Here is a 21,156-nt window from a genome sequence, read left to right on the forward strand (position 1 = left end):
AAGATTCCAGTAGTACCGCTTTATAGCGGGCCAGTAAAAGTGCTTGCGATACCGCTCTTTGGGGCGAGCAGTAACAATGGCCCTTTGGAGGGCCAGGGATAAACCACCAGTTGAACTGGTGGTTGCTAACTAGATAATAAAAATGGGAGGAATTTCAATTATGGATCTTTCAACTTTAGTAAAAATGTCCAATACATATGGAAGTAATCCGGCTTATGTTCTGGCTGGTGGGGGAAATACTTCTGTCAAGGACGAGACAACACTGTACGTCAAGGGTTCAGGCACACAGCTTGCCACGATCAAGGCAGAAGGCTTTGTCAAGATGGACAGAGCGCGCCTGAATGAGATCATGAAAACAGAATATCCGGCAAATGATGTGGAACGTGAGTCTGCATACCTTGCTGATGTCATGGCGGCGGTGACAGACGATGACAAGACCAAACGTCCAAGCGTAGAAGCACTGCTCCACAATTTATTTGCCTATACTTATGTACTGCATGTTCACCCGACTCTTGTCAACGGCCTGACCTGCGGAAAGGGCGCACAGGCGCTTTGCGAGGAACTTCTGGGCAAAGATGTTCTCTGGATCGATATCTGCAAACCGGGATATACACTTGCACGCATCTGTTACGAGAAAATGAACGCTTACAAAGAAGAATTCGGCAAAGATGTTCAGGTTCTTCTGCTTCAGAATCACGGAATTTTTGTTGCGGCAGATACCGTGGAGGAAATCGGCGTTTTATTTGACGGTGTTATCAATAAATTAGAGAAACAGGTAAAGAGAACAGCTGATGTGAGCGATGCTGTCACACCTGAAAAAGAACAGGCAGCACAGCAGCTCTCCGAGTTACTGGGACATGCTGTAGAAGTTGTGCCGGCAGCAGAAATGGACAATTTCGTAAAGGACAAAGCATCAGCAGCACCGCTTCTGAAACCATTTACTCCGGATCACATTGTATATTGCGGACCATATCCGTTATTTGTAGAAAAGATCGAGCAGGCTAAGAAAGTACTGGATGCATTTATGGCAGAGAATGATAAAGAGCCAAGACTGATCTTGGTACAGGGCGTTGGCGGCTTTATTATGGAAGATGACAAGGGAAAAGCTGCAAAAGCACAGCTCCTGGTCAAAGATGCCATCAAACTTGCAGTATATGCAGAGAGCTTTGGCGGAGCACTGCAGATGACAGATGACATTACATATTTCATTACACACTGGGAAGCAGAAGCATACCGCAGCAAGAAATAAAGACAATCATTTTTTATAGAGAAATCAGGTAAAGAGGTCAGTGGTGAAATTATTTACCACTGACCTCTTTTTGTCCATTGAAAAAGGAAGCTGCAGATGAATATAATGAAGATGATAAAAAAATAACAAACACCTGAGGGTTTTCTTCCATTTTGAGGAATACAGATCTGAAAAACAGATAAGGTAATAAGGAAGATGGAACAGAGGAGGAAATACTAATGAATAAGATAACACATGCAGCAGCAAAGAAAGTATTTTCAGGAGTCGTAGATTATGCACTTGGTCAGGTAAACAAAAACCCTGACGAGGCGTATGAAAAGATTATTGATATTGCAGAAAAGAACATGAAGGATCTGCAGACAGATGTGAACTGGGAATATATCAGAAAGGTTGCCTGTAATCCGGAATATACATTAAACCGTTACATAACTTCCATGGTAAAAGAACTTCACCCGAATGTGCTCAAAACCACGCTTATGAATCTTGGATTTGAAGCCTTCTATAATGGAACCAAAACAATCCGTGAAATGAGAAAAATCCATAACTGTAATATTCCGTGGATCATTCTGATGGATCCAACCAGTGCATGTAATCTTCATTGTACAGGATGCTGGGCAGCAGAATACGGCAATAAACTGAATCTTTCTTTTGACGATATGGATTCTATCGTGACACAGGGTAAAGAACTTGGTATTTATTTCTATATGATGACCGGTGGAGAACCGATGGTAAGAAAAAAAGATATCATTGAACTTTGCAGGAAACATAATGACTGTGTATTCTTTGCATATACCAATGGTACTCTTGTCGATGAAGCACTCTGCAAACAGATGCAGGAGGTCGGAAACCTGTATCTTGCACTGAGCGTAGAAGGAGAACCAGAGGTTAATGACCTTCGCCGTGGAGAAGGTGTCTATGGCAAAGTTATGCATGCGATGGATCTGCTGAAAGAGCATGGTCTTGTGTTTGGTACTTCTATCTGCTATACAAGTGCAAACTACAAGAGTGTTACCAGCGAAGAATTTATCGATATGCTTGTAGAAAAAGGCTGTCGTTATGCTCTCTATTTCCACTATATGCCGGTTGGAAATGCGGCTTCTGTTGATCTGCTTCTGAATCCGGAACAGAGAATTTATGTGAAGAACCGTGTAAGAGAGATCCGTAATATGGAGCATGGCCCTGGAATTTTTACCATGGATTTCCAGAATGACGGTGAATTTGTAGGCGGATGTATCGCAGGAGGAAGAAACTACTTCCATATCAATGCAAATGGTGACGCAGAGCCTTGTGTATTTATCCATTATTCCAATGGAAATATTCATGAGAATACAATCCTTGAGATTCTGAAACAGCCTCTGTTCATGGCTTACCATGACAACCAGCCGTTTAATGACAATATGCTCCGTCCATGTCCGATGCTGGAGAATCCGGAGATCCTGCAGCGTATCGTAAAAGAATCTGGTGCACATTCCACAGATCTTCAGTCCAAGGAGACACCAGAACATCTCTGCAGCAAGTGCGTACATTATGCAGAAGAATGGGCTCCGGTGGCAGATAAACTGTGGGCAGAAGACAAAGCAGCAAAAGAAGCAAAGAAAGCTGCAAAAGCAAAATGATCACCAAAGGTGATTTGGAATGCATTTTGACCAAGTTACTGCGAACGGAGTGAACAGTAACGATATAAAGAGCACCTCTTTGTATCCTCTTAGATCGAGGATGCGAGGAGGTGCTTTCCATGTTTATGCCAAAACACTTCGTGGGACAGATACGGGCACATTCTTTGATGAGCGATAAGCACTTCCTTTTTTTCAGGGATTGTATTAGAATAGAAAATAAAATGATCATATATGAAAACAGATAAAAGGAAATGGATTGGAGAATAAATATGAAAGTTGTGATTTTAGCAGGTGGTTTTGGAACCCGTATCAGTGAGGAGAGCCATCTGAAACCGAAGCCGATGATCGAGATTGGAGAGAAGCCGATTCTCTGGCATATCATGAAAATGTATTCGGCATATGGCTTTAATGAATTTGTGATCTGCTGTGGGTATAAGCAGCATGTGATCAAGGAATGGTTTGCAGATTATTATCTTCACAACAGTAATATTACCTTTGATTTTACACAGGAAAACAAGATGATCGTACATAATAATGTCCTGGAGCCATGGAAGGTGACTCTGGTGGATACCGGTCTGAACACTATGACAGGAGGACGTATCAAGAGAGTAAAGGAATACCTCGATGGGGATACTTTTATGCTGACGTATGGAGATGGCGTGGCAGATATTAATATCCGGGAGCTTCTTAAATATCATCGTTCTCATGGCAGGATGGCAACGATCACCGCGGCACAGCCGGGAGGTCGTTTCGGTATCCTTGACATCGAAAATGATGGCACGATCACCAATTTTAAAGAGAAGAAAAAAGAGGATGGCGGCTGGATCAATGCAGGATTTATGGTTCTGGAGCCTTCCATCATGGATTTGATTGAGGGAGATGATACTGTGTTTGAGAAATATCCGCTGGCAGAAGCGGCACGTATAGGACAGCTGAATGCATACCGTCACAGAGGTTTCTGGCAGTGCATGGATACGCTCCGTGAAAAAAATCTCCTGGAAGAGCTCTGGCAGAGTGGAAAAGCACCATGGAAGATATGGGAATAGGAAAGAGGATACGATGAAAGCAACAAGTTGTGATTATTGTGCAAATTATGCATATGATGAAGAGAGTGAGAGCTATTTCTGTGATGTGAATCTGGATGAGGATGAATATTATCGTTTTATCAGCACGGAATACAAGGAATGTCCGTATTATCGCTCCGGTGATGAATATAAGGTAGTTCGACATCAGATGTAGAGAGGAATTGGAGCGAAAATGATTACTGTAGAATTGGATAATTTCAGTCTGAAAGAAATCTGTCAGTCCGGACAGTGTTTTCGAATGAGAGAGACAGAAGAAAATACATATGAACTGATCGCGGGAGACCAGTATCTCAAGCTCACACAGGAAGGAACGATCGTAACTTTTTATTGCAGTGACGTGGAGTTCCTCTGTTACTGGGTCCCGTATTTTGATCTGGATGCGGATTATGGGGGATACATAGAAAAAATCAATCCGCGGGATCGTTATCTCTGTGCGGCGGCAGCGAGTGGCAGTGGGATTAGAATCCTCAGACAGGATCTTTGGGAGATGATCATTACATTTCTGATCTCGCAGCAGAACAATATCACCAGGATCCGTGGATGTATTGACAGATTATGTAAACGGTACGGTGAGAAGAAAGTGTCTTTGGATGGCATGGAATACTGGAGTTTTCCAACTCCACAGCAGCTGGGAACTGCGACAGAAGAGGAACTTCGTGTACTTGGAATGGGATATCGCGCCAGATATCTGGTGGAAACTACGCAGAGCATTCTGAAGGAAGAAATTTCTCTGGAAAAACTTTACAATATGCGGTATTACCGAAGAGCAAAACAGGAACTTATGAAACTCAGCGGGGTAGGCGAAAAGGTAGCCGACTGTATCTGTCTGTTTGCACTTCACCATATGGATGCCTTTCCAATTGATACACATATCCGCCAGGTTCTGGATGAACATTATAAAAGAGGATTTCCAAATCGTCGATATCATGGACTTCGTGGCATCATGCAGCAGTATATTTTTTATTATGAACTGACGCAACGATTCAGAAGGTAGTATTCCGCGAGGCGTTTTGGTATGTTTTTTGCCAAAATCCCGAGACATACAAGGCAAAATGCCATCACCGAAGGTGATTTGGAATGCATTTTGACTCATAACTGTGAGGGTACTGAACAGTTATGAACTGACAAGAAAAGCATTGCAATAAAGATACAGGTTGAACGCAAATTATTGTGTATGAATAAATGGAGATGAAATATTATGGAAATAGTTGTAAAAATCCTTGCAGACATACTGGCTGCTTTTTATCAGACGGCAGGTGCATCCCTTTTGCTGGCTGCACTTGTCATGTGTGTTTATATGCTTGGACGAAAGCAGGGAGCCGGTCCGGTGGTTCGGGCATGGATCCGGAATTTCCAGACAAGTGCCTGGTTCAGACGGCATTTCTTTCTGGCATTTTATGTTGGAATGATGTTGTTTCGGACAATTTTGTGCCGGAGCATCTGGGGAAATCCGCTCGATCATGTGCTTGGTATCTGGGGATTATATAATGATGGAAATCTTTATACAGAGAATTTTGAGAATCTTGTTCTCTTTCTGCCTTTTATGGTTCTGCTGCTTTGGGCAGGAGAAGAGAAAGAGCATTTCAAAGAAAAAAGTATTCAGGATGTGCTGATTTTAAGCTTTAAGATCAGTTTCCTGTTTTCCCTTGGAATAGAGTTCAGCCAGCTGTTCTTCAAGCTTGGAACCTTTCAGCTTACAGATCTGTTCTTTAATACCGTTGGCGGGCTCCTCGGTGGTATCTGGTACTGGGGCTTTGACCGTGCACGTCGAAAAATCGAGGGAGCGATCCGCAGGTTTGGCGGCTGGGATGTAACGCCGTGGAGATCCGCGGATGAGGAGCAGAAATCTTTCGGCACATATGAAATGCAGGAGAATCCGTCCATGGATTGTTTTGTATCGGAAGCAATGGGAGAAAATGCCACACCTGAGATCAAAGAAGATTCGAAGGAACGAATGGACGCAAGATACCGTGCGATTGAACGCCTGATCCGCGATGCCGGAAAGAAAATGGTCAAGGCAAGACCGTCGGATGCCATGGTTCACCAGAAAGAGGGACTGGCAAATTTCTGCACGGACTATGATATGGAAATACAGAGATTCCTGATCAGAGGTTTCGGTGAGATCCTGCCGGGGGCGGCTTTCTTTGGCGAGGAAGATACGGAGGGCAACGCGGGTGCGGAGGCAGAAGGTGAATTTACCTTTTACATAGATCCGATCGATGGCACGACAAACTTTATGTTTGATTATCATCACAGTTGCATCTCCGTAGGTCTGGCTCATAAGGAGAAGATGATCGCCGGTTTTGTCTATCATCCATATATTAACGAAATGTATGTCGCAATCCGTGGTAAAGGAAGCTATCTTAATGGCAGACGAATTTATCTCGCAGATAAATCCGTGACAGAGGGAATTGTTGAATTTGGCTGTGCACGGTATAATGAGGCCGGTATAGACTGGCTGTTCCGCGTGGTGAAAGAGATGTTCCAGAACAGTCTTTCTATCCGCTGCGGTGGTTCCGCAGCACTGGGACTCTGTCGTGCAGCATCCGGAAGCAATACGGTTTACCTGGAACTTAAGCTTCAGCCATACGATTATGCGGCTGCCTCCGTAATCCTGGAAGAGGCAGGAGGTGTGATCACACAGATCGACGGAAGTCCGATCACGCTTCATGAAGGCTGCTCGATCATCGGTGGTACACCGAAGGCATGGAAAGAGAGCAGAGAAGCATTTAAGAGACTGCAAAGTAAAATCGAGTAACTATTCAGAAGGTAGTATCCCGCGAGGCGTTTTGGCATGTTTTTTGCCAAAATCCCGAGACATACAAGGCAAAATGCCATCACCGAAGGTGATTTGGAATGCATTTTGACTCGTAACTGTGAGGGTACTGAACAGTTACAAAATCGAATAAATATAACTGTGAGGGTATTGAACAGTTACGAATAAATAGAAAGTACACCTGTTGTATCGGGAAAGTTCACCTGATATAACAGGTGTATTTTGTTCTGCTTTAAATGAAAAAAACCAACCAATAAGCATTTACATGAGAAAAAAAGTCAATTTAATGGTTAGAAAAATCTAACCAAAGCATAGACAGGACTATGGGTTTGTGGTATAAAATAATAGTTAGAAATAGCTAACGGAAAGAAGGAGGAGGAAGAAGATGGCAAACCAGAAATTGTTAAAAAAAGTAGCTCCTGTAGTGCTCAGTGCAGCTATGGTAATGACAAGTATGCCGGCGGCAGCTATGGCGGCGGATTTCTCAGACAGCGATGTGGTTGCAGATACCGTTGAAGCAGAGGAAACACAGGAATCAGAAGCTGATGTAGAGGTAGATACAGAAGATCCGGCTGATGTAGAGGATGTAGACGTGACAGAAGATAATGCTTCTGATGCAGAGGAGCCTGCAGAAGAAACAGAATCGGACGAAGAAGCACTGTTTACTTCAGAGACTTCTGATGAGGAGTTTTCTGATCAGGTGAGTGCTGAGCAGACAGAAGGGGAAGCATATGTTCTTATGAACATTCCTTATGATGATTTTTACAAGGCAGAATTAAAGAATAACGATGTCAAAGTCGATGCATTTACCTCTGCTACATTGAACAAATCCAGAACAGCAGGTATGATGAATGGAAATTCAGCTTATCATACAGATGTAGAAGGAACAAATCTGGCAGGTGTCACCTTCCCTGTTAAAGTAAGTGATCTTGCACTTCTGAAGGATCAGAAAAAGGTGACAGACGATGATTCCGTAACGATCACAGTCACAAACAGAGGACAGACAGCAAGCAATACTTATACAGGAAAAGATTCTCTGATCGAGAATGCTTCCTACTCTTATTATGTACTGTCAGAAGTTCCGAGTTATTACAAAGAACTGACAGTAAATGAAGATGGAAGCTTTACCTTCAGTGATGTTAAGGGGGCACAGGAGAAAACAGTTGAAGCAACAGCGGAACTGAAAACACAGAGCAGTTATGGAGACTATCAGCTGGATATCAATAATGAACCCTTTTCTTCTCTGATCAATACAAGTACGGATAAGATTTATGGTGCAACAGTTAATACAACAGACGGTACAGAGTATGGTATGCGTCATTTGGAGAATATCTGGAGAGGTTATGAGCTGGCATGGTGCACAGGATTTACGACAAGTGTTCATGGATGCCCGACTTCATCTGAACATTATAAATCCATGATGGGCAAAACTATTGACAGCGTTACCTATTATACAGATAAGGGTATTATCACATTTGATGTCAACGATGAAAAAGTTCTGACCAAAACTGGCGTGACAGCAAAGGTTGCAGGTATCCATACAACAGATACAGAAGCAACAGTCACTCTGGATGGAACTCTTCCGGAGGGATTTGCAGCAAAATATGCGGTTGATGGAACAGAAGTTGTATATGCAGACGGCAAGATCACAACCGGAACACTGGAAGCAGGCTCCCACACTCTGGTCATCAGCGATACAAATGGTGAATATGCACCAATTCAGGCAACTTTCAGTGTGAAAGAAGCAGCGGTACCGGCAGTTTATGATTCTGAAAATAATAAACTGGTACCGGTAGAGGGTGCCACAGAAGAACAGCTGAGCGCTTATATCAAGACAATTACAGCTGTAACAGTAGGCGATAAAACCTATCAGGCTACCGGAAGAGGTGCGAAGGTGATCGTCAAAGAAGACGGAACACTGGATCTTACAGATATCGAAGTAACAAATGGAACTAAATTCGTTGTAACTTCCAGCGCATATGATGATCTTACATTTGACTATGTGACTGCAGAATATAAATATGTATATGCAGGACTTACCTGGGCTCAGTACTGGGCAGCAGAAGGCGTCTATGCAGCAGGTGATGCTTCTTCTTCCGATGCAAAGGACAGAAGAGGTGAGACGGATCTTGGTGCATTTGATGCGGTAACAAGAGCAACGACCAACCATGGTCTTCACAGAGGAAGCTTCCAGGCAGTTGCAGTGATTGAAGGAAGCAAGGGCTCTTACACAGTTTCTCATTGGGAAGGCAGAAACACAGTTGTATTCACAGATGGTAAGAAAGCTACTTATAATCGTGGAAGTCTTACATTTGAGGATGGTACAACAGATGAAATGACAGATTACAAAGTAACCGGTCTGAAGTATGTTCCCGTAAAAGTAAAGACATCTGATTATGAAGCATTCAAAAATACTTATGCAGTTGTAGAGAATGATGGAACACTGACAGGAGGATTCGGAGAAGTAAATCTTCAGTCTTACAGTCTGACAGCAGATGTTACTGCAAAGACAAACGGTCTGAAAACTGTTACAAAAAATGAAGACGGAACCTTCAGCTTCAGTGCAAGAGCAAACGGAAGTGATTCCGGTATCAAAGATACTGCTCTTAAGACTGCAGAAGGAGTAACCTATACTGTAAAACCAGGAAATGGTTCTTATGGAGAATTCCTCAGAGTTGACCTTACAGGAAACTATGGTGATCTCGGTGGCGCAATGCAGGCTGTTAAATGGACATACTATGGAAATGACAGCAGCTACGCAAATGCCATTCAGTCTTATGGAACAAAATTTGCTGCAGACAACTGGATGCACAAATTCAATGGCATTCAGCTCGGTCTTACTGAATCTCAGCGCTGCCAGCTTCCGGAAGGATATGATGGAACGGGCTACTGGACATTAACAGTATATGCACTTGGATATGCGGACTACACAATTCAGTTCCAGGCAACGGAAGAGAATATTGCAAAACCGGCAGGTGATGCAGATTCCACTCCTCTGAAGAACATCATTGAAGAAGCAAAGGCCCTTAAAGAGAGTGATTACACACCGGAAAGCTGGACTGCAAACTATGAGAGCATTCAGAATGAACTTCAGGAATGCGAAGAGATGCTTGAGAATATCGCAGAGCAGACACAGTATGGCGTAAATGAGCAGATCGGTCATCTCAGAGAAGCAATTGATTCCCTCGTAAAAGCTGAGTTTAAACTCAATGCAGCTTCAGGAACACTTTATACTCAGGATAAAACATCCACAACTCTCAAAGTAACAACAAACCTGGCAGGAACCGTAACATGGAAATCCAGCAATACCAAGGTTGCAGTTGTAGACTCCAAGGGTGTTGTGACAGCAAAAGCAGCAGGTACAGCAAATATCACTGCTACTCTGAATGGAAAGACAGCAACTTACAAAGTAACCGTCAAGAACGCAATGTCCATCAACAAAACAGCAGTTACTGTTTATGTTGGAGGAACACCGGCTTCCTATACACTGAAAGCAACATCTGCAATCGGTGGAACTGTAAAATATGCAACAAGCAACAAGAATGTTGCAACTGTAAGTTCCAAAGGTGTTGTAACAGCAAAGAAAGCAGGTACAGCAGTGATTACAGCTACAGCAGGAAAGGCAAAGATTACCTGCAAAGTAACTGTTAAGAATCCGGGTATCGCAGCCAAAGCAGCAAAAACAACTATTTATACCAAAGGTCAGACCAGCACAAAGATCACAGTAACTAAGACAGGTGTTTCCGGAACAGCGAAGTTCACAAGCAGCAACAAAAAGGTAGCGACAGTAAACTCCAAGGGTGTTGTAACAGCAAAGAAAGCCGGAACAGTCAAGATCACAGTACAGGTTGGAAAATACAAGAAAGCAGTAACACTTAAAGTTAAAAATGCATCTCTGAAGCTTGCAAAAGCAGCAGCAACCATCAAAAAAGGTAAGACAACTACCATTAAAGTAAGTGCAGTTCCGAGCGGAAAAGTTACTTATACAAGCAGCGACAAAAAGGTTGCAACTGTAACTTCCAAAGGCGTTGTAAAAGGCGTTAAGAAAGGAACCGCAGTGATTACAGTTAAGTGCAGCGGTATGACAGCGAAATTTAAAGTAACTGTAAAATAAAAAGTTATAGAACCATTACAAAAGACGGGGGCGTTTTTTAACAGCCCCTGCTTTTGTATGTTTACAGATATGCAGGAGACATTATGAAAAAACAGGATAAAAAGAATTTTCCGGACAGAAAAAATTATATCAAACTTCTTCCGGCGGCCGCAGTGATTGCAGCAGTTACGGTGACCGGTGTTCAGGGTAAAGCCGGGATATCTCAGAAAGTACAGTCAGAAAGTGCAGATGTCAAAGATGCAGAGGAACTGTCGGGATTACTTACGACCGCCTATTCCTATGATGACTTTTCTGATGGAACTTCTTCATCAAAAGCAGCCAGCTCTTCTTCCAAAAAGGCCAAGAAAGGCGGGATCAAGAAGGGAACAGCCAAAACACTTCCTGATGAGTCGCAAAAAACATCAGCTGCAGGACAGGGAAGCACCTCTACACCGACTACATCTGTTCCGGCAGGCGGATACAAAGACGGAACCTATCAGGGAAGTGGAACCGGATTTGGTGGGACGATCACTGTTCAGGTAACGATCTCCGGTGGAAAGATTACTTCTATTGATATATTGAGTGCTTCTGGTGAAACACCATCGTATTTCGCATCTGCACAGGGCGTGATCGACAGGATGATCTCCGGGCAGACGCCAAATGTAGATGCTGTCAGCGGAGCTACATATTCCTCTAACGGAATCATCCAGGCAGTGCAGAATGCTCTGTCAAAAGCAGGAAATGACAGTGCAGCAGTAAGTACAACGCCGACTCCGACGGCCAGACCGACCGTGAAGCCAACGGCCATTCCGAAACCGGCTGCAAATACGACTTATAAGGACGGAACCTACACGGCGGAAGCAGAAGGTTTTGATGGTCCGGTAAAAGTAACAATTACCATCAAAAATGGAAAAATTACAAAAATGACAAATACAAACACGGATACCAGAGAATATTTCAGCAAGGCATGGTCAAAAATCCAGCCTGCAATTCTTAAGAAACAGGGCGTATATGGCGTAGATACTGTCAGTGGAGCAACCTTCTCTTCTAATGGTATTCTGGAAGCTGCTCAGAAAGCACTGGCGAAAGCAGAGACAACTGCCAGACCGACTGTGAAGCCAACGGCCACGCCTGCAGTGACGCCGAAACCGACTGCGTCACCTGATACTCCGGACACACCGGTTTCCGAGTATCGGGATGGAACGTATTCAGGAAGAGCGAGAGGATATTCCGGTTTTGTTATCATTACCGTAACGATCAGGGATGGCAGGATCACCGAGGTGACAAATACAAATACAGACACCGCATCGTTCTTCAAAAAGGCATGGAAGACGTTACAGCCTGCAATCCTGGAAAAACAGTCTGCAGATGGAATTGATATGGTAAGCGGGGCAACGTATTCTTCACAGGGGATTCTTGGCGGAGCACAGCAGGCACTGGCAAGTGCAAAGATCACAGAAACTCCGACGGAAACACCAACACCGACAGTCACACCGGAAATATCTGTAACACCAACCCCGGCACCGACAACGACACCAGAAGCAACTCCGACACCGGAACCTACAGCTGTTCCAACAGAAACACCAACCCCAGAGCCAACGGAAGAACCGGCGGGAAGATACAGAGACGGAACTTATACCGGAAGTGGCGAGGGAAACTATGGAGCAGGAAGTGTGACTGTAACCGTAACCATATCCGGCGGTCAGATCGTTGAAGCTTCTTACAGTACACTTGATGATGAAGAGTATTTTGATGAAGCATGGAATTCCATTTATAATCAGGTACTGGGAAGTCAGTCAGCAGATAGTCTGGATGCTGTATCCGGAGCAACCTTTTCCTCGCAGGGTATCATTCAGGCATTTCAGAATGCATTGAACCAGGCACAGAATTAGGTTATACTTATAATAAAACAACAGGAGTAACGAGAGAATGAAATACCATAGTTTTTATATGAGGCTTTTGTGCCTTATTCTGATCATCGGTGCAGTTCTGGGATATAATTTTATGCAGAAAAATGACACACAGGCACTGCAGATCACAGAGCTGACTGACCGTGTAAGTGCATTGGAGGAACAGCAGAAAGAAATGCTGACTGCCCTTGAAGATGCAGCAAAAGCACAGGAAGAGGCCAGAGCGGCAGCGGACAACGCTTCACAGAAAACAGAAACAGATAATGAGACGGGCAGCAGCGATGCAGCAGCTTCCGGAGAAGGTGTATACAAGGACGGAACCTACACAGGTGAGGCACAGGGATTTGGTGGAACAATCCAGGTTCAGGTTACACTTTCCGGTGATGAGATCACAGATATACAGGTAACAAGTGCTCCAGGAGAGGATGCTGCGTATCTCTCACAGGGCGAAGGCGTGATCAGTTCTATTATTTCCGCACAGAGCACAGATGTTGATACTGTATCCGGAGCAACCTTCAGCTCTACCGGAATCATTAATGCAGTTGTGGATGCATTAGGAAAGGCGGAAAACGCATGAAAAAAAGGCAGAGAAAGGTCCGATTGATCCGGGCTGTTATACAGCTTATCTTTTTCATCGTGGCACCGGCTCTTTTTTCCACTGCATTTGCAGGAGTGAAGTCCATTTTTCAGGCAATTGCGGCCGGTCAGCCGGTGACATGGAATTCTTTCCTTGATGTTACAGGTGCCCTGCTTCTGCTCACAGTGCTGTTTGGACGGCATTTTTGTGGATATGCGTGTGCATTTGGTTCACTGGGGGATGCCATGTATGAGCTGACAGTATTTATCAGGCAGAAAGTCTTTCATAAAAAAGGCAGACATGGATATCCGGAAAAAGTGGTTCGTTATCTGCAGAAAGTGAAATACCTTCTTCTGGCATTTCTTCTGCTTTCTATTCTGGCTGGCTGGTATTCGAACCTTCAGGGAATGAGTCCATGGGATGTGTTTTCCATGCTGACAGCACAGAAACTTCCGAATGCTTCCTACAAGATCGGAATCATTCTGCTTGTGCTGATCCTGATTGGTATGTGTACGCAGGAGCGTTTTTTCTGCCAGTTCCTGTGTCCGATGGGGGCAGTCTTTGCGATGATGCCGATCCTGCCGTCTGCACTGTTCAAGAGAGACCGTTCCAAATGCCCGGCAAAATGCGGACTCTGCAGGAAACGCTGTCCGGCACATCTTGATATTGACGGCGATACCCTTCTTTCCGGTGAATGCATCTGCTGTCACGCGTGTGAGGCAACCTGCCCGCGCAAGAATATCCAGATTGGGCAGGAAGTGGAGCAAAAGGAAGCGGAAGCAGTTTCATCTATAAGAGGAGAAGGTAAATGAGAAATCATAATTTTTACAAAAAAATTGCCTGTGCACTGACAGGTGCAGTGCTTTGTGGTACGCTTACAGGAGCAGTACCGGTTCTGGCGAAGGACGCGGAGAAATATACAAATACAGATTTTGCGATGGATACCGTAGTCTCAGAGACACTGTACACAACGGGAGATGATCTGAACACGGAGATTGGAAACAAGCTTCGTGAGATTGAGAGCGGCCTTTTGTCCTGGACAGACGAGGATTCCCAGATTTCGAAGCTGAATGCAGCTGCAGGTGAGACGACAGAGGTTTCCGATGAGCTTGCCGGTTATCTTGCAAAGATCGAGCAGCTTGCCGGTGATTCCGACGGCGCATTTGACCCGACGCTCGGTAAGGTGATACGGCTCTGGAACATCGACGGCGAGGATCCTCATGTGCCGGAAGCATCAGAGCTTGATGCGCTTCTTAAGGATGTCGGCTATCAGAAGGTGACTCTGGACGGAAATAAAGTAACTCTGGCCAAAGATACGACCCTGGATCTGGGTGCAGTTGGTAAGGGAATCGGCTGTGATGTGATCTCAGAGTTTCTAAAAGATCAGAAAGAAGTAGAAGGAATGATTCTGAATCTTGGTGGCAGCAGTGTGTTTGCGTACGGGCAGAAACCGGATGATTCTCCGTGGAAGGTGGCAGTGACCGATCCCAGAGATACAGAAGGAGAGTACCTTGGTGCGATTACGATCGAAGGTGGAGAGTTCCTTTCTACATCAGGTGATTACGAAAAATATTTCATGGAAGACGGCAAACGCTACCACCACATCCTGGATCCGAAAACAGGCTACCCGGTATGGAATGGCTTAGATTCCGTGACAATCGTCTGCGACAATGGACTTCTGGCAGACGGACTCTCTACTGCATGCTTCGTGCTTGGAATGGATGATGCAATGGAACTGCTGGAGAAATATGATGCTGATGCGATGTTTGTGGATGAAGATAAAAATATTTATCTTACTGATGGGATGAAAGACCGATTTGAACTGATGAAGAATACCTATACAGTCAATACGACTAAATAAAATATGCGAAATAAAAACCTGTAATGAACTTATAAACGGATAACTATGTCAGACTTATAAGTTCTTACAGGTTTTTATTTGCTCTAAAATCTAATACGTTTTAATACTTCGCCGGTAAGTGTGCCAATAAGAAGTCCGGTGATCACTCCGGATATCAACAACGCCGGTGCATAGTAGATCAGCCCGGAAGTCATCGTGATCAGGCCTGCAATGATAAGCTGTCCTATGTTGTGTGAAACACCACCGGCAACGCTTATCCCAAGGATGCTGAAGCCGGATTTTTTCTTCATGAAAGTCATAACTGTAAGGCTGAGTGCAGCCCCGGCAAGGCTGTAGAGGATGCTGAACAGATTTCCGAACATAAATCCGATCACAATGATCCTCACTGCGGATACAAGTGCAGCTTCCTTCCACGTATATTTCTCAAGGATAAAAAGTACCGCAAGGTTTGCAAGTCCAAGCTTCATCCCCGGGATTCCCGCAAAAAACGGGATTAGCGATTCCACATAGCCAAAGATGATGGCAACTGCGGCAAACAGTCCGAGATTGGCAATTTTTTTCTGGTTCATAATATTTTCCTTTGTAAATATAGAATAAAAGTCAGACAACAGTATCGAATTCCGGTGAAGCCTCGTCGGAAGAGGTGCCTTTTATTCCTTCGATCACAATTTTATTTGGCAGGCAGACGATTGTTCCGCCGGTGCTGTCAACAGCTCTCTGTTTCAGGCAGAGATGATCTGGACAGTCTGCTTCGATCATTTTGACCTCGCCATTTTTTATTTCACATACATTGGTATCGCCGATGGAGATCACCTGATCCTTTGCAAGAGAGTATATGCCGTATTCTTCGCCGTTTATCGTGATCCGGATCGAACCGTAATGTCCACGCCGAACAAGATACATTCCACCCCAGAGAAGCAGGGCAAAGACTATGATGCCAATGATAAATGTCAGTTCTTTTTTCTTCAAATACCAGTACCTCTGTTTCTTGAGAAGAGTTATTTTCTGATTCTCATATAAAATCAATCATAGCATATCCACTCAGCAATGACAAGAAAAAGTTAGTATTAACGAACAAAACTGCTTTGTCAAAATTATAAATATACTGAGATCAGACATAGGACACAGTTTGTTTAATAAAAATTCATTGTTTTCCCTATGCGAAAGTGTTAAAATAAAATAGATGTGATGTTACCGTGAATGAAGTAAAGGGTGACATGTGACTGTCATGCAGCCATGAAGCAGCAGACAGGAGTTAGTGGGTGTGGAGAGATCCGCAGGAATTGAAAAGAAAAACAGAAACAGGAGCAGATATATGAATATTTTTTCAAAAGTGTTTGGAACAAGAAGTGAGCATGAAGTAAAACGAATCATGCCGCTCGTAGAGAAAACAGAAGCACTTCGTCCGGAGATGCAGAAATTAACAGATGAACAGCTGAGAGACAAGACCAGAGAATTCCGTAAACGTCTGGATGAGGGAGCAACACTGGATGATCTTCTTCCAGAGGCTTTTGCAGTTGTACGTGAAGGTGCAAAGCGAGTTCTCGGCATGGAACATTATCGTGTACAGATCATCGGTGGTATCATTCTCCATCAGGGACGTATTGCTGAGATGAAGACAGGTGAAGGTAAGACTCTCGTGTCCACGCTTCCTGCATACTTAAATGCCCTTGAGGGCAAGGGTGTCCATATCGTAACCGTCAACGATTACCTGGCAAAACGAGATGCTGAGTGGATGGGTAAAGTCCATGAGTTCCTCGGACTGACTGTAGGTGTTGTTCTTAATGATATGAAGCCGGAAGAGCGCCGTGCTGCATACGGATGCGACATCACTTATATTACAAATAACGAACTTGGATTTGACTATCTTCGTGACAATATGGTCATCTACAAGGAACAGCTTGTACAGCGAGATCTGCACTACTGTATCATCGATGAGATCGACTCCGTCCTGATCGACGAGGCACGTACACCTCTTATCATTTCCGGACAGAGCGGCAAATCAACCAAGCTTTACGAAGTATGCGATATTCTGGCTCAGCAGCTTGAGCGTGGTGAGGCCAGCCATGAGATGACCAAGATGGCAGCCATCATGGGTGAGGAAGTTGTCGAGACCGGAGACTTCGTTGTCAATGAGAAGGACAAGATCGTCAACCTTACCGAGCAGGGTGTCAAGAAGGTTGAGAAATTCTTTAATATCGAGAACCTGGCAGATCCGGAGAACCTGGAGATCCAGCACAATATCATTCTTGCACTTCGTGCACACAATCTGATGCATAAGGATCAGGACTACGTAGTTAAGGATGATGAGATTCTGATCGTTGATGAGTTTACCGGACGTATCATGCCGGGCCGTCGTTATTCTGACGGACTTCATCAGGCGATTGAAGCAAAGGAACATGTTAAGGTCAAGAGAGAGAGCAAGACCCTTGCTACCATCACATTCCAGAACTTCTTCAATAAATATGACAAGAAGGGCGGTATGACCGGTACAGCACTTACAGAGGAGAAAGAGTTCCGTGATATTTACGGAATGGACGTTGTAGAGATCCCGACCAACAGACCGGTACAGCGTAAAGACCTTGAAGATGCTGTATACATGACCAAGAAAGAGAAATTCAATGCGGTCGTAGCGGCTGTCAAAGAAGCATATGAAAAGAAACAGCCGGTACTGGTTGGTACCATTACCATTGAAACTTCTGAGCTTATCAGCAAGATGCTCCGCCGTGAGGGAATCCCGCACAAGGTCCTGAATGCGAAGTTCCATGAACTTGAGGCAGAGATTGTTGCACAGGCAGGTCAGTCCGGTGCAGTTACCATCGCAACCAACATGGCAGGCCGTGGTACGGATATTAAGCTGGATGATGTGGCAAGAGAAGCCGGCGGTCTCAAGATCATCGGTACAGAGCGTCATGAATCCAGACGTATTGATAACCAGCTCCGTGGACGTTCTGGTCGTCAGGGAGATCCGGGTGAATCCCGTTTCTACATCTCTCTTGAGGATGATCTGATGCGTCTGTTCGGTTCTGAGCGTCTGATGAAGGTATTTACTTCCCTCGGCGTTGCTGAGAATGAGCAGATCGAGCACAAGATGCTCTCCAACGCGATCCAGAAAGCACAGGAGAAGATTGAGTTCAACAACTTCGGTATTCGTAAAAACCTTCTTGATTATGACCAGGTAAACAACGAACAGCGTGAGATTATTTATGCAGAGCGTCGTCAGGTACTTGACGGAGAGAATATGCGTGATTCTATCTACAAGATGATCACAGACATTGTAGACAGCACGGTAGATATGTGTTTCTCAGACGATGTGGATTCTGAAGAGTGGGATCTGGATGAGTTCAATACCACACTTCTTCCTGTCATTCCGATCAAGGCACTGACAAAAGAGGATGTCAAGGGCAAAAAGAAAGACGAGATCAAACACGAGATCAAGGAAAAGGCTGTCAAGCTTTATGAAGACAAAGAAGCAGAGTTCCCGGAAGCAGAGCAGCTTCGTGAACTGGAGCGTGTTGTGCTTCTGAAGTGTATCGACAGTAAGTGGATGGATCACATTGATGATATGGAAATCCTGCGACAGGGTATCGGCCTTGTAGGATATGGACAGAGAGATCCGGTTGTAGAATACAAGATGAGTGCGTATGAGATGTTTAATAACATGATCAGCGCGATCCAGGAAGATACTGTCCGTATGCTGTATCATGTACATGTAGAACAGAAGGCAGAGCGTGAGCAGGTTGCCAAGGTTACAGGAACCAACAAGGATGATTCTGCAGGCAGAGCACCGGTTCAGCGTAAAGAAGAGAAAGTTTATCCAAACGATCCATGCCCGTGCGGAAGCGGCAAGAAATACAAACAGTGCTGCGGACGTAAATTAATGAAAGCATAAGAAAGCAGAGGTAACTATTCAGAAGGTACTGAACAGTTACAAGCAGAGAATAAAAGATACCTGTTCACTGGCAGTATCCTTCAGTGAACAGGTACAATAGAAGAGCTGCACATCACCGGTTTTCCGGAAGATGTGCAGCTCTTCTGCGTATTTTATTAAATTGCACGATCAAGACTCGTGACTTTGGTCAGGAGTTATGATTTAAAAAAATCTGGCGATCTCGTCCAATTCTTTACGCGGCGGACGGTTTGGCGATTCATCTGCTTTACCCACTGCGATAACAGCTACGATAGTTTCTGTATCCGGAATGTCAAGAATCTCGCGGAGTTTATCTGCTTCACGAAGTCCCATGATCAGAGTAGAGAGTCCCATATCTGCAGCCTTGAGGATCAGGTTTTCGTTCTGAAGACCGAGGTCATAACATCCCCATCCATTGCCAAGTTCATTGTCGGCAGTGCCATCCTTCTGGAAACCGGCACGGTCATGTACGAAGGTTGTCACAATCAGTGCAGCGTTTTCGGATTTCTCTGCATTTCTCGCACCCGGAAGGCAGGATGTACGGATCTTGTCAACCATTTCTCTGGATAGAACGCAGTAGTAACGGCCTGTCTCTGAGTTTTTCCAGGATGGAGCCTCCTGCGCTGCACGGATCAGAGCTTCCATCTGCTCCCGGGTCACTTCGCTGTCAGCAGCGTATTTGCGGATTGTTCTTCTGGTTTCTATCAATTTCTGAAATTCCATAATAAAGTCCTCCTCTGATGTGATATTAATCGAATCAGGCAAGTACGCTGCTTAAAAAAGGAAAAGCAATGAGCCGTGATTCGGTTATGAGTACGTAGCGAAGCGGATTGCGAATATCCGCTTATTTTCTACAACGTCATTTTAACATAGTAGTAAATCTGATTCAATGAAAAGATGATATATGCAGAATCCACAAAAACGGACAGAATAACTTATCGAATCTATACAAAGTTATTCTTTTTTCAGAAAATCGATTGACGTCCACTTAAGAGAGTGATAATATAACATATGTAAGGAAAACCTTTTCCTAACAAAGCAGCAAGGAGATTGAGAATGGCAGTTACGATAGAAGATATTGCCCGGGAAGCCGGTGTATCGATTGCAACTGTATCCAGGGTGATCAATAAGACGAAGCCGGTAAGTGCAGAACTTCGCGACAGAGTCTACGAAGTGATCGAGAAGAATCATTTCAAACCAAACAGCCTTGCACAGGGATTGATCACGAAGAAGACCAATACGATCGGAATTATTGTTCCGGATATTTCCAATGCAGTTTTTGGAAAGCTTACCAAGGGAATCAACAGTGTTTTTGCAAAAGAAGGCTATACAGTTGTTCTCTGTGAATCACAGGGTGAAATTGAGAAGGAACTGAAACTTCTGGGAATTCTGGAGGAGAAGCAGATTGAAGGACTGCTTTTTGCCGGAGTCGATGTAAACCACACTCTGGTAGAGAGTATGCGTAAGCGAAATTATCCGGTAGTACTGGTGACACAGGAGGCCTCAGAAGATGAGGAAGCTGTGCATACCGTAATTCACAATAATGTGGAGGCAATGTATGATGCAGTAAAATTCCTTCTGGATAATGGTCATGAGCGGATCGCATATCTTGGTGGTCCTAAGAATGACTTCTCATCTGGTAAGAAACGTGTCATTGGCTATAAGAAAGCACTGGAAGAAGCTGGAATCGGAGTGAAGGATTCCTATATTGTTCAGGGAGATTTTGATTTTGAAGCCGGTTATCAGGGAATGAAGAAACTCTATGAGGAGAACAGCAAACTCCCGACAGCAGTTGTCACAGGAAGCGATGTGATCGCGGTAGGAGCGATCCAGTATCTTGACAATATGAGAGTGAAGATCCCGGATGATATTTCCATTATGGGATTTGACGATTCTGAGTTTGCAACTTATATCAAGCCTGAACTTTCGACAGTAAGAATTTCTTATTATGAGGAGGGTGTCAAGGCTGCAGAGATGCTCCAGCAGTTGAGGGATGGCAGTACCGAAGTTGCAATGAAGGAATATGTACCTCATAAAATCATCCGAAGGAGTACAACCAAGAGTCTGAACTGAATACAG

Annotated in this window: 16 protein-coding genes; 13 read left to right on the forward strand and 3 right to left on the reverse strand. The window is 44.3% G+C overall.

Annotated features, from left to right (window positions below):
• Positions 1-160: 160 nt before the first annotated feature.
• From LIR34_RS11810 to LIR34_RS11860, 11 genes are all read left to right on the forward strand, one after another.
• Positions 161-1,249, forward strand: a complete 1,089-nt coding sequence (locus LIR34_RS11810) for a class II aldolase/adducin family protein (protein ID WP_173902922.1) — start codon at positions 161-163, stop codon at positions 1,247-1,249.
• Positions 1,250-1,467: 218 nt separating this feature from the next.
• A complete protein-coding gene (locus LIR34_RS11815; RefSeq protein ID WP_173902921.1) occupies positions 1,468-2,865 on the forward strand; it encodes a radical SAM protein in 1,398 nt (465 codons plus the stop codon).
• 269 nt (positions 2,866-3,134) lie between these two features.
• Complete coding sequence (gene rfbF, locus LIR34_RS11820) at positions 3,135-3,911, forward strand: glucose-1-phosphate cytidylyltransferase (RefSeq protein ID WP_173902920.1); 777 nt, start codon at positions 3,135-3,137, stop codon at positions 3,909-3,911.
• 13 nt (positions 3,912-3,924) lie between these two features.
• Positions 3,925-4,104 carry a DUF6472 family protein gene (locus tag LIR34_RS11825; protein ID WP_161285519.1) on the forward strand — a complete coding sequence of 60 codons (180 nt, stop codon included), beginning with the start codon at positions 3,925-3,927 and terminating at the stop codon, positions 4,102-4,104.
• An 18-nt stretch (positions 4,105-4,122) separates the two neighbouring features.
• Complete coding sequence (locus LIR34_RS11830) at positions 4,123-4,944, forward strand: DNA-3-methyladenine glycosylase family protein (RefSeq protein WP_173902919.1); 822 nt, start codon at positions 4,123-4,125, stop codon at positions 4,942-4,944.
• Between the two features lie 204 nt (positions 4,945-5,148).
• Positions 5,149-6,708, forward strand: a complete 1,560-nt coding sequence (locus tag LIR34_RS11835; protein ID WP_173902918.1) for an inositol monophosphatase family protein — start codon at positions 5,149-5,151, stop codon at positions 6,706-6,708.
• Between the two features lie 403 nt (positions 6,709-7,111).
• On the forward strand, positions 7,112-10,840 hold the full coding sequence (locus tag LIR34_RS11840; protein WP_173902917.1) for a penicillin-binding Tp47 domain C-containing protein: 3,729 nt from the start codon (positions 7,112-7,114) through the stop codon (positions 10,838-10,840).
• An 83-nt stretch (positions 10,841-10,923) separates the two neighbouring features.
• A complete protein-coding gene (locus tag LIR34_RS11845; RefSeq protein WP_173902916.1) occupies positions 10,924-12,711 on the forward strand; it encodes an FMN-binding protein in 1,788 nt (595 codons plus the stop codon).
• Positions 12,712-12,748: 37 nt separating this feature from the next.
• Positions 12,749-13,306: an FMN-binding protein gene (locus LIR34_RS11850; RefSeq protein WP_173902915.1), complete on the forward strand. Its 558-nt coding sequence runs from the start codon at positions 12,749-12,751 to the stop codon at positions 13,304-13,306.
• Positions 13,303-14,118 (forward strand): 4Fe-4S binding protein, encoded by an 816-nt coding sequence (locus LIR34_RS11855; protein WP_173902914.1) that lies wholly within the window; start codon positions 13,303-13,305, stop codon positions 14,116-14,118. The genes LIR34_RS11850 and LIR34_RS11855 overlap by 4 nt, the downstream gene beginning before the upstream one ends.
• Positions 14,115-15,167 (forward strand): FAD:protein FMN transferase, encoded by a 1,053-nt coding sequence (locus tag LIR34_RS11860; RefSeq protein ID WP_173902913.1) that lies wholly within the window; start codon positions 14,115-14,117, stop codon positions 15,165-15,167. Before LIR34_RS11855 ends, LIR34_RS11860 begins: the two co-directional genes overlap by 4 nt.
• Before the next feature lie 83 nt (positions 15,168-15,250).
• Here LIR34_RS11860 and LIR34_RS11865 read toward each other — a convergent pair whose 3' ends face one another.
• Together LIR34_RS11865 and LIR34_RS11870 are read right to left on the reverse strand one after the other, a co-directional pair.
• On the reverse strand, positions 15,251-15,736 hold the full coding sequence (locus LIR34_RS11865; RefSeq protein WP_173902912.1) for a Gx transporter family protein: 486 nt from the start codon (positions 15,734-15,736) through the stop codon (positions 15,251-15,253).
• A 31-nt stretch (positions 15,737-15,767) separates the two neighbouring features.
• Positions 15,768-16,136 (reverse strand): NusG domain II-containing protein, encoded by a 369-nt coding sequence (locus LIR34_RS11870; protein WP_173902911.1) that lies wholly within the window; start codon positions 16,134-16,136, stop codon positions 15,768-15,770.
• A 346-nt stretch (positions 16,137-16,482) separates the two neighbouring features.
• Between LIR34_RS11870 and secA the strand changes: the two genes are divergently transcribed.
• Entirely contained in the window at positions 16,483-19,059 is a 2,577-nt protein-coding gene (gene secA / locus LIR34_RS11875; RefSeq protein WP_173902910.1) for a preprotein translocase subunit SecA, read from the forward strand.
• Between the two features lie 201 nt (positions 19,060-19,260).
• Here secA and LIR34_RS11880 read toward each other — a convergent pair whose 3' ends face one another.
• Entirely contained in the window at positions 19,261-19,800 is a 540-nt protein-coding gene (locus tag LIR34_RS11880) for a nitroreductase family protein (protein ID WP_161285360.1), read from the reverse strand.
• Between the two features lie 333 nt (positions 19,801-20,133).
• On the opposite strand from LIR34_RS11880, the gene LIR34_RS11885 reads away from it, so the two are divergent.
• Positions 20,134-21,150: a LacI family DNA-binding transcriptional regulator gene (locus tag LIR34_RS11885; protein WP_173902909.1), complete on the forward strand. Its 1,017-nt coding sequence runs from the start codon at positions 20,134-20,136 to the stop codon at positions 21,148-21,150.
• The last annotated feature ends 6 nt before the right edge of the window (positions 21,151-21,156 follow it).

The sequence above is a fragment of the Blautia sp. MSK17_66 genome (assembly GCF_020538025.1).
Taxonomy (GTDB): domain Bacteria; phylum Bacillota; class Clostridia; order Lachnospirales; family Lachnospiraceae; genus Blautia_A.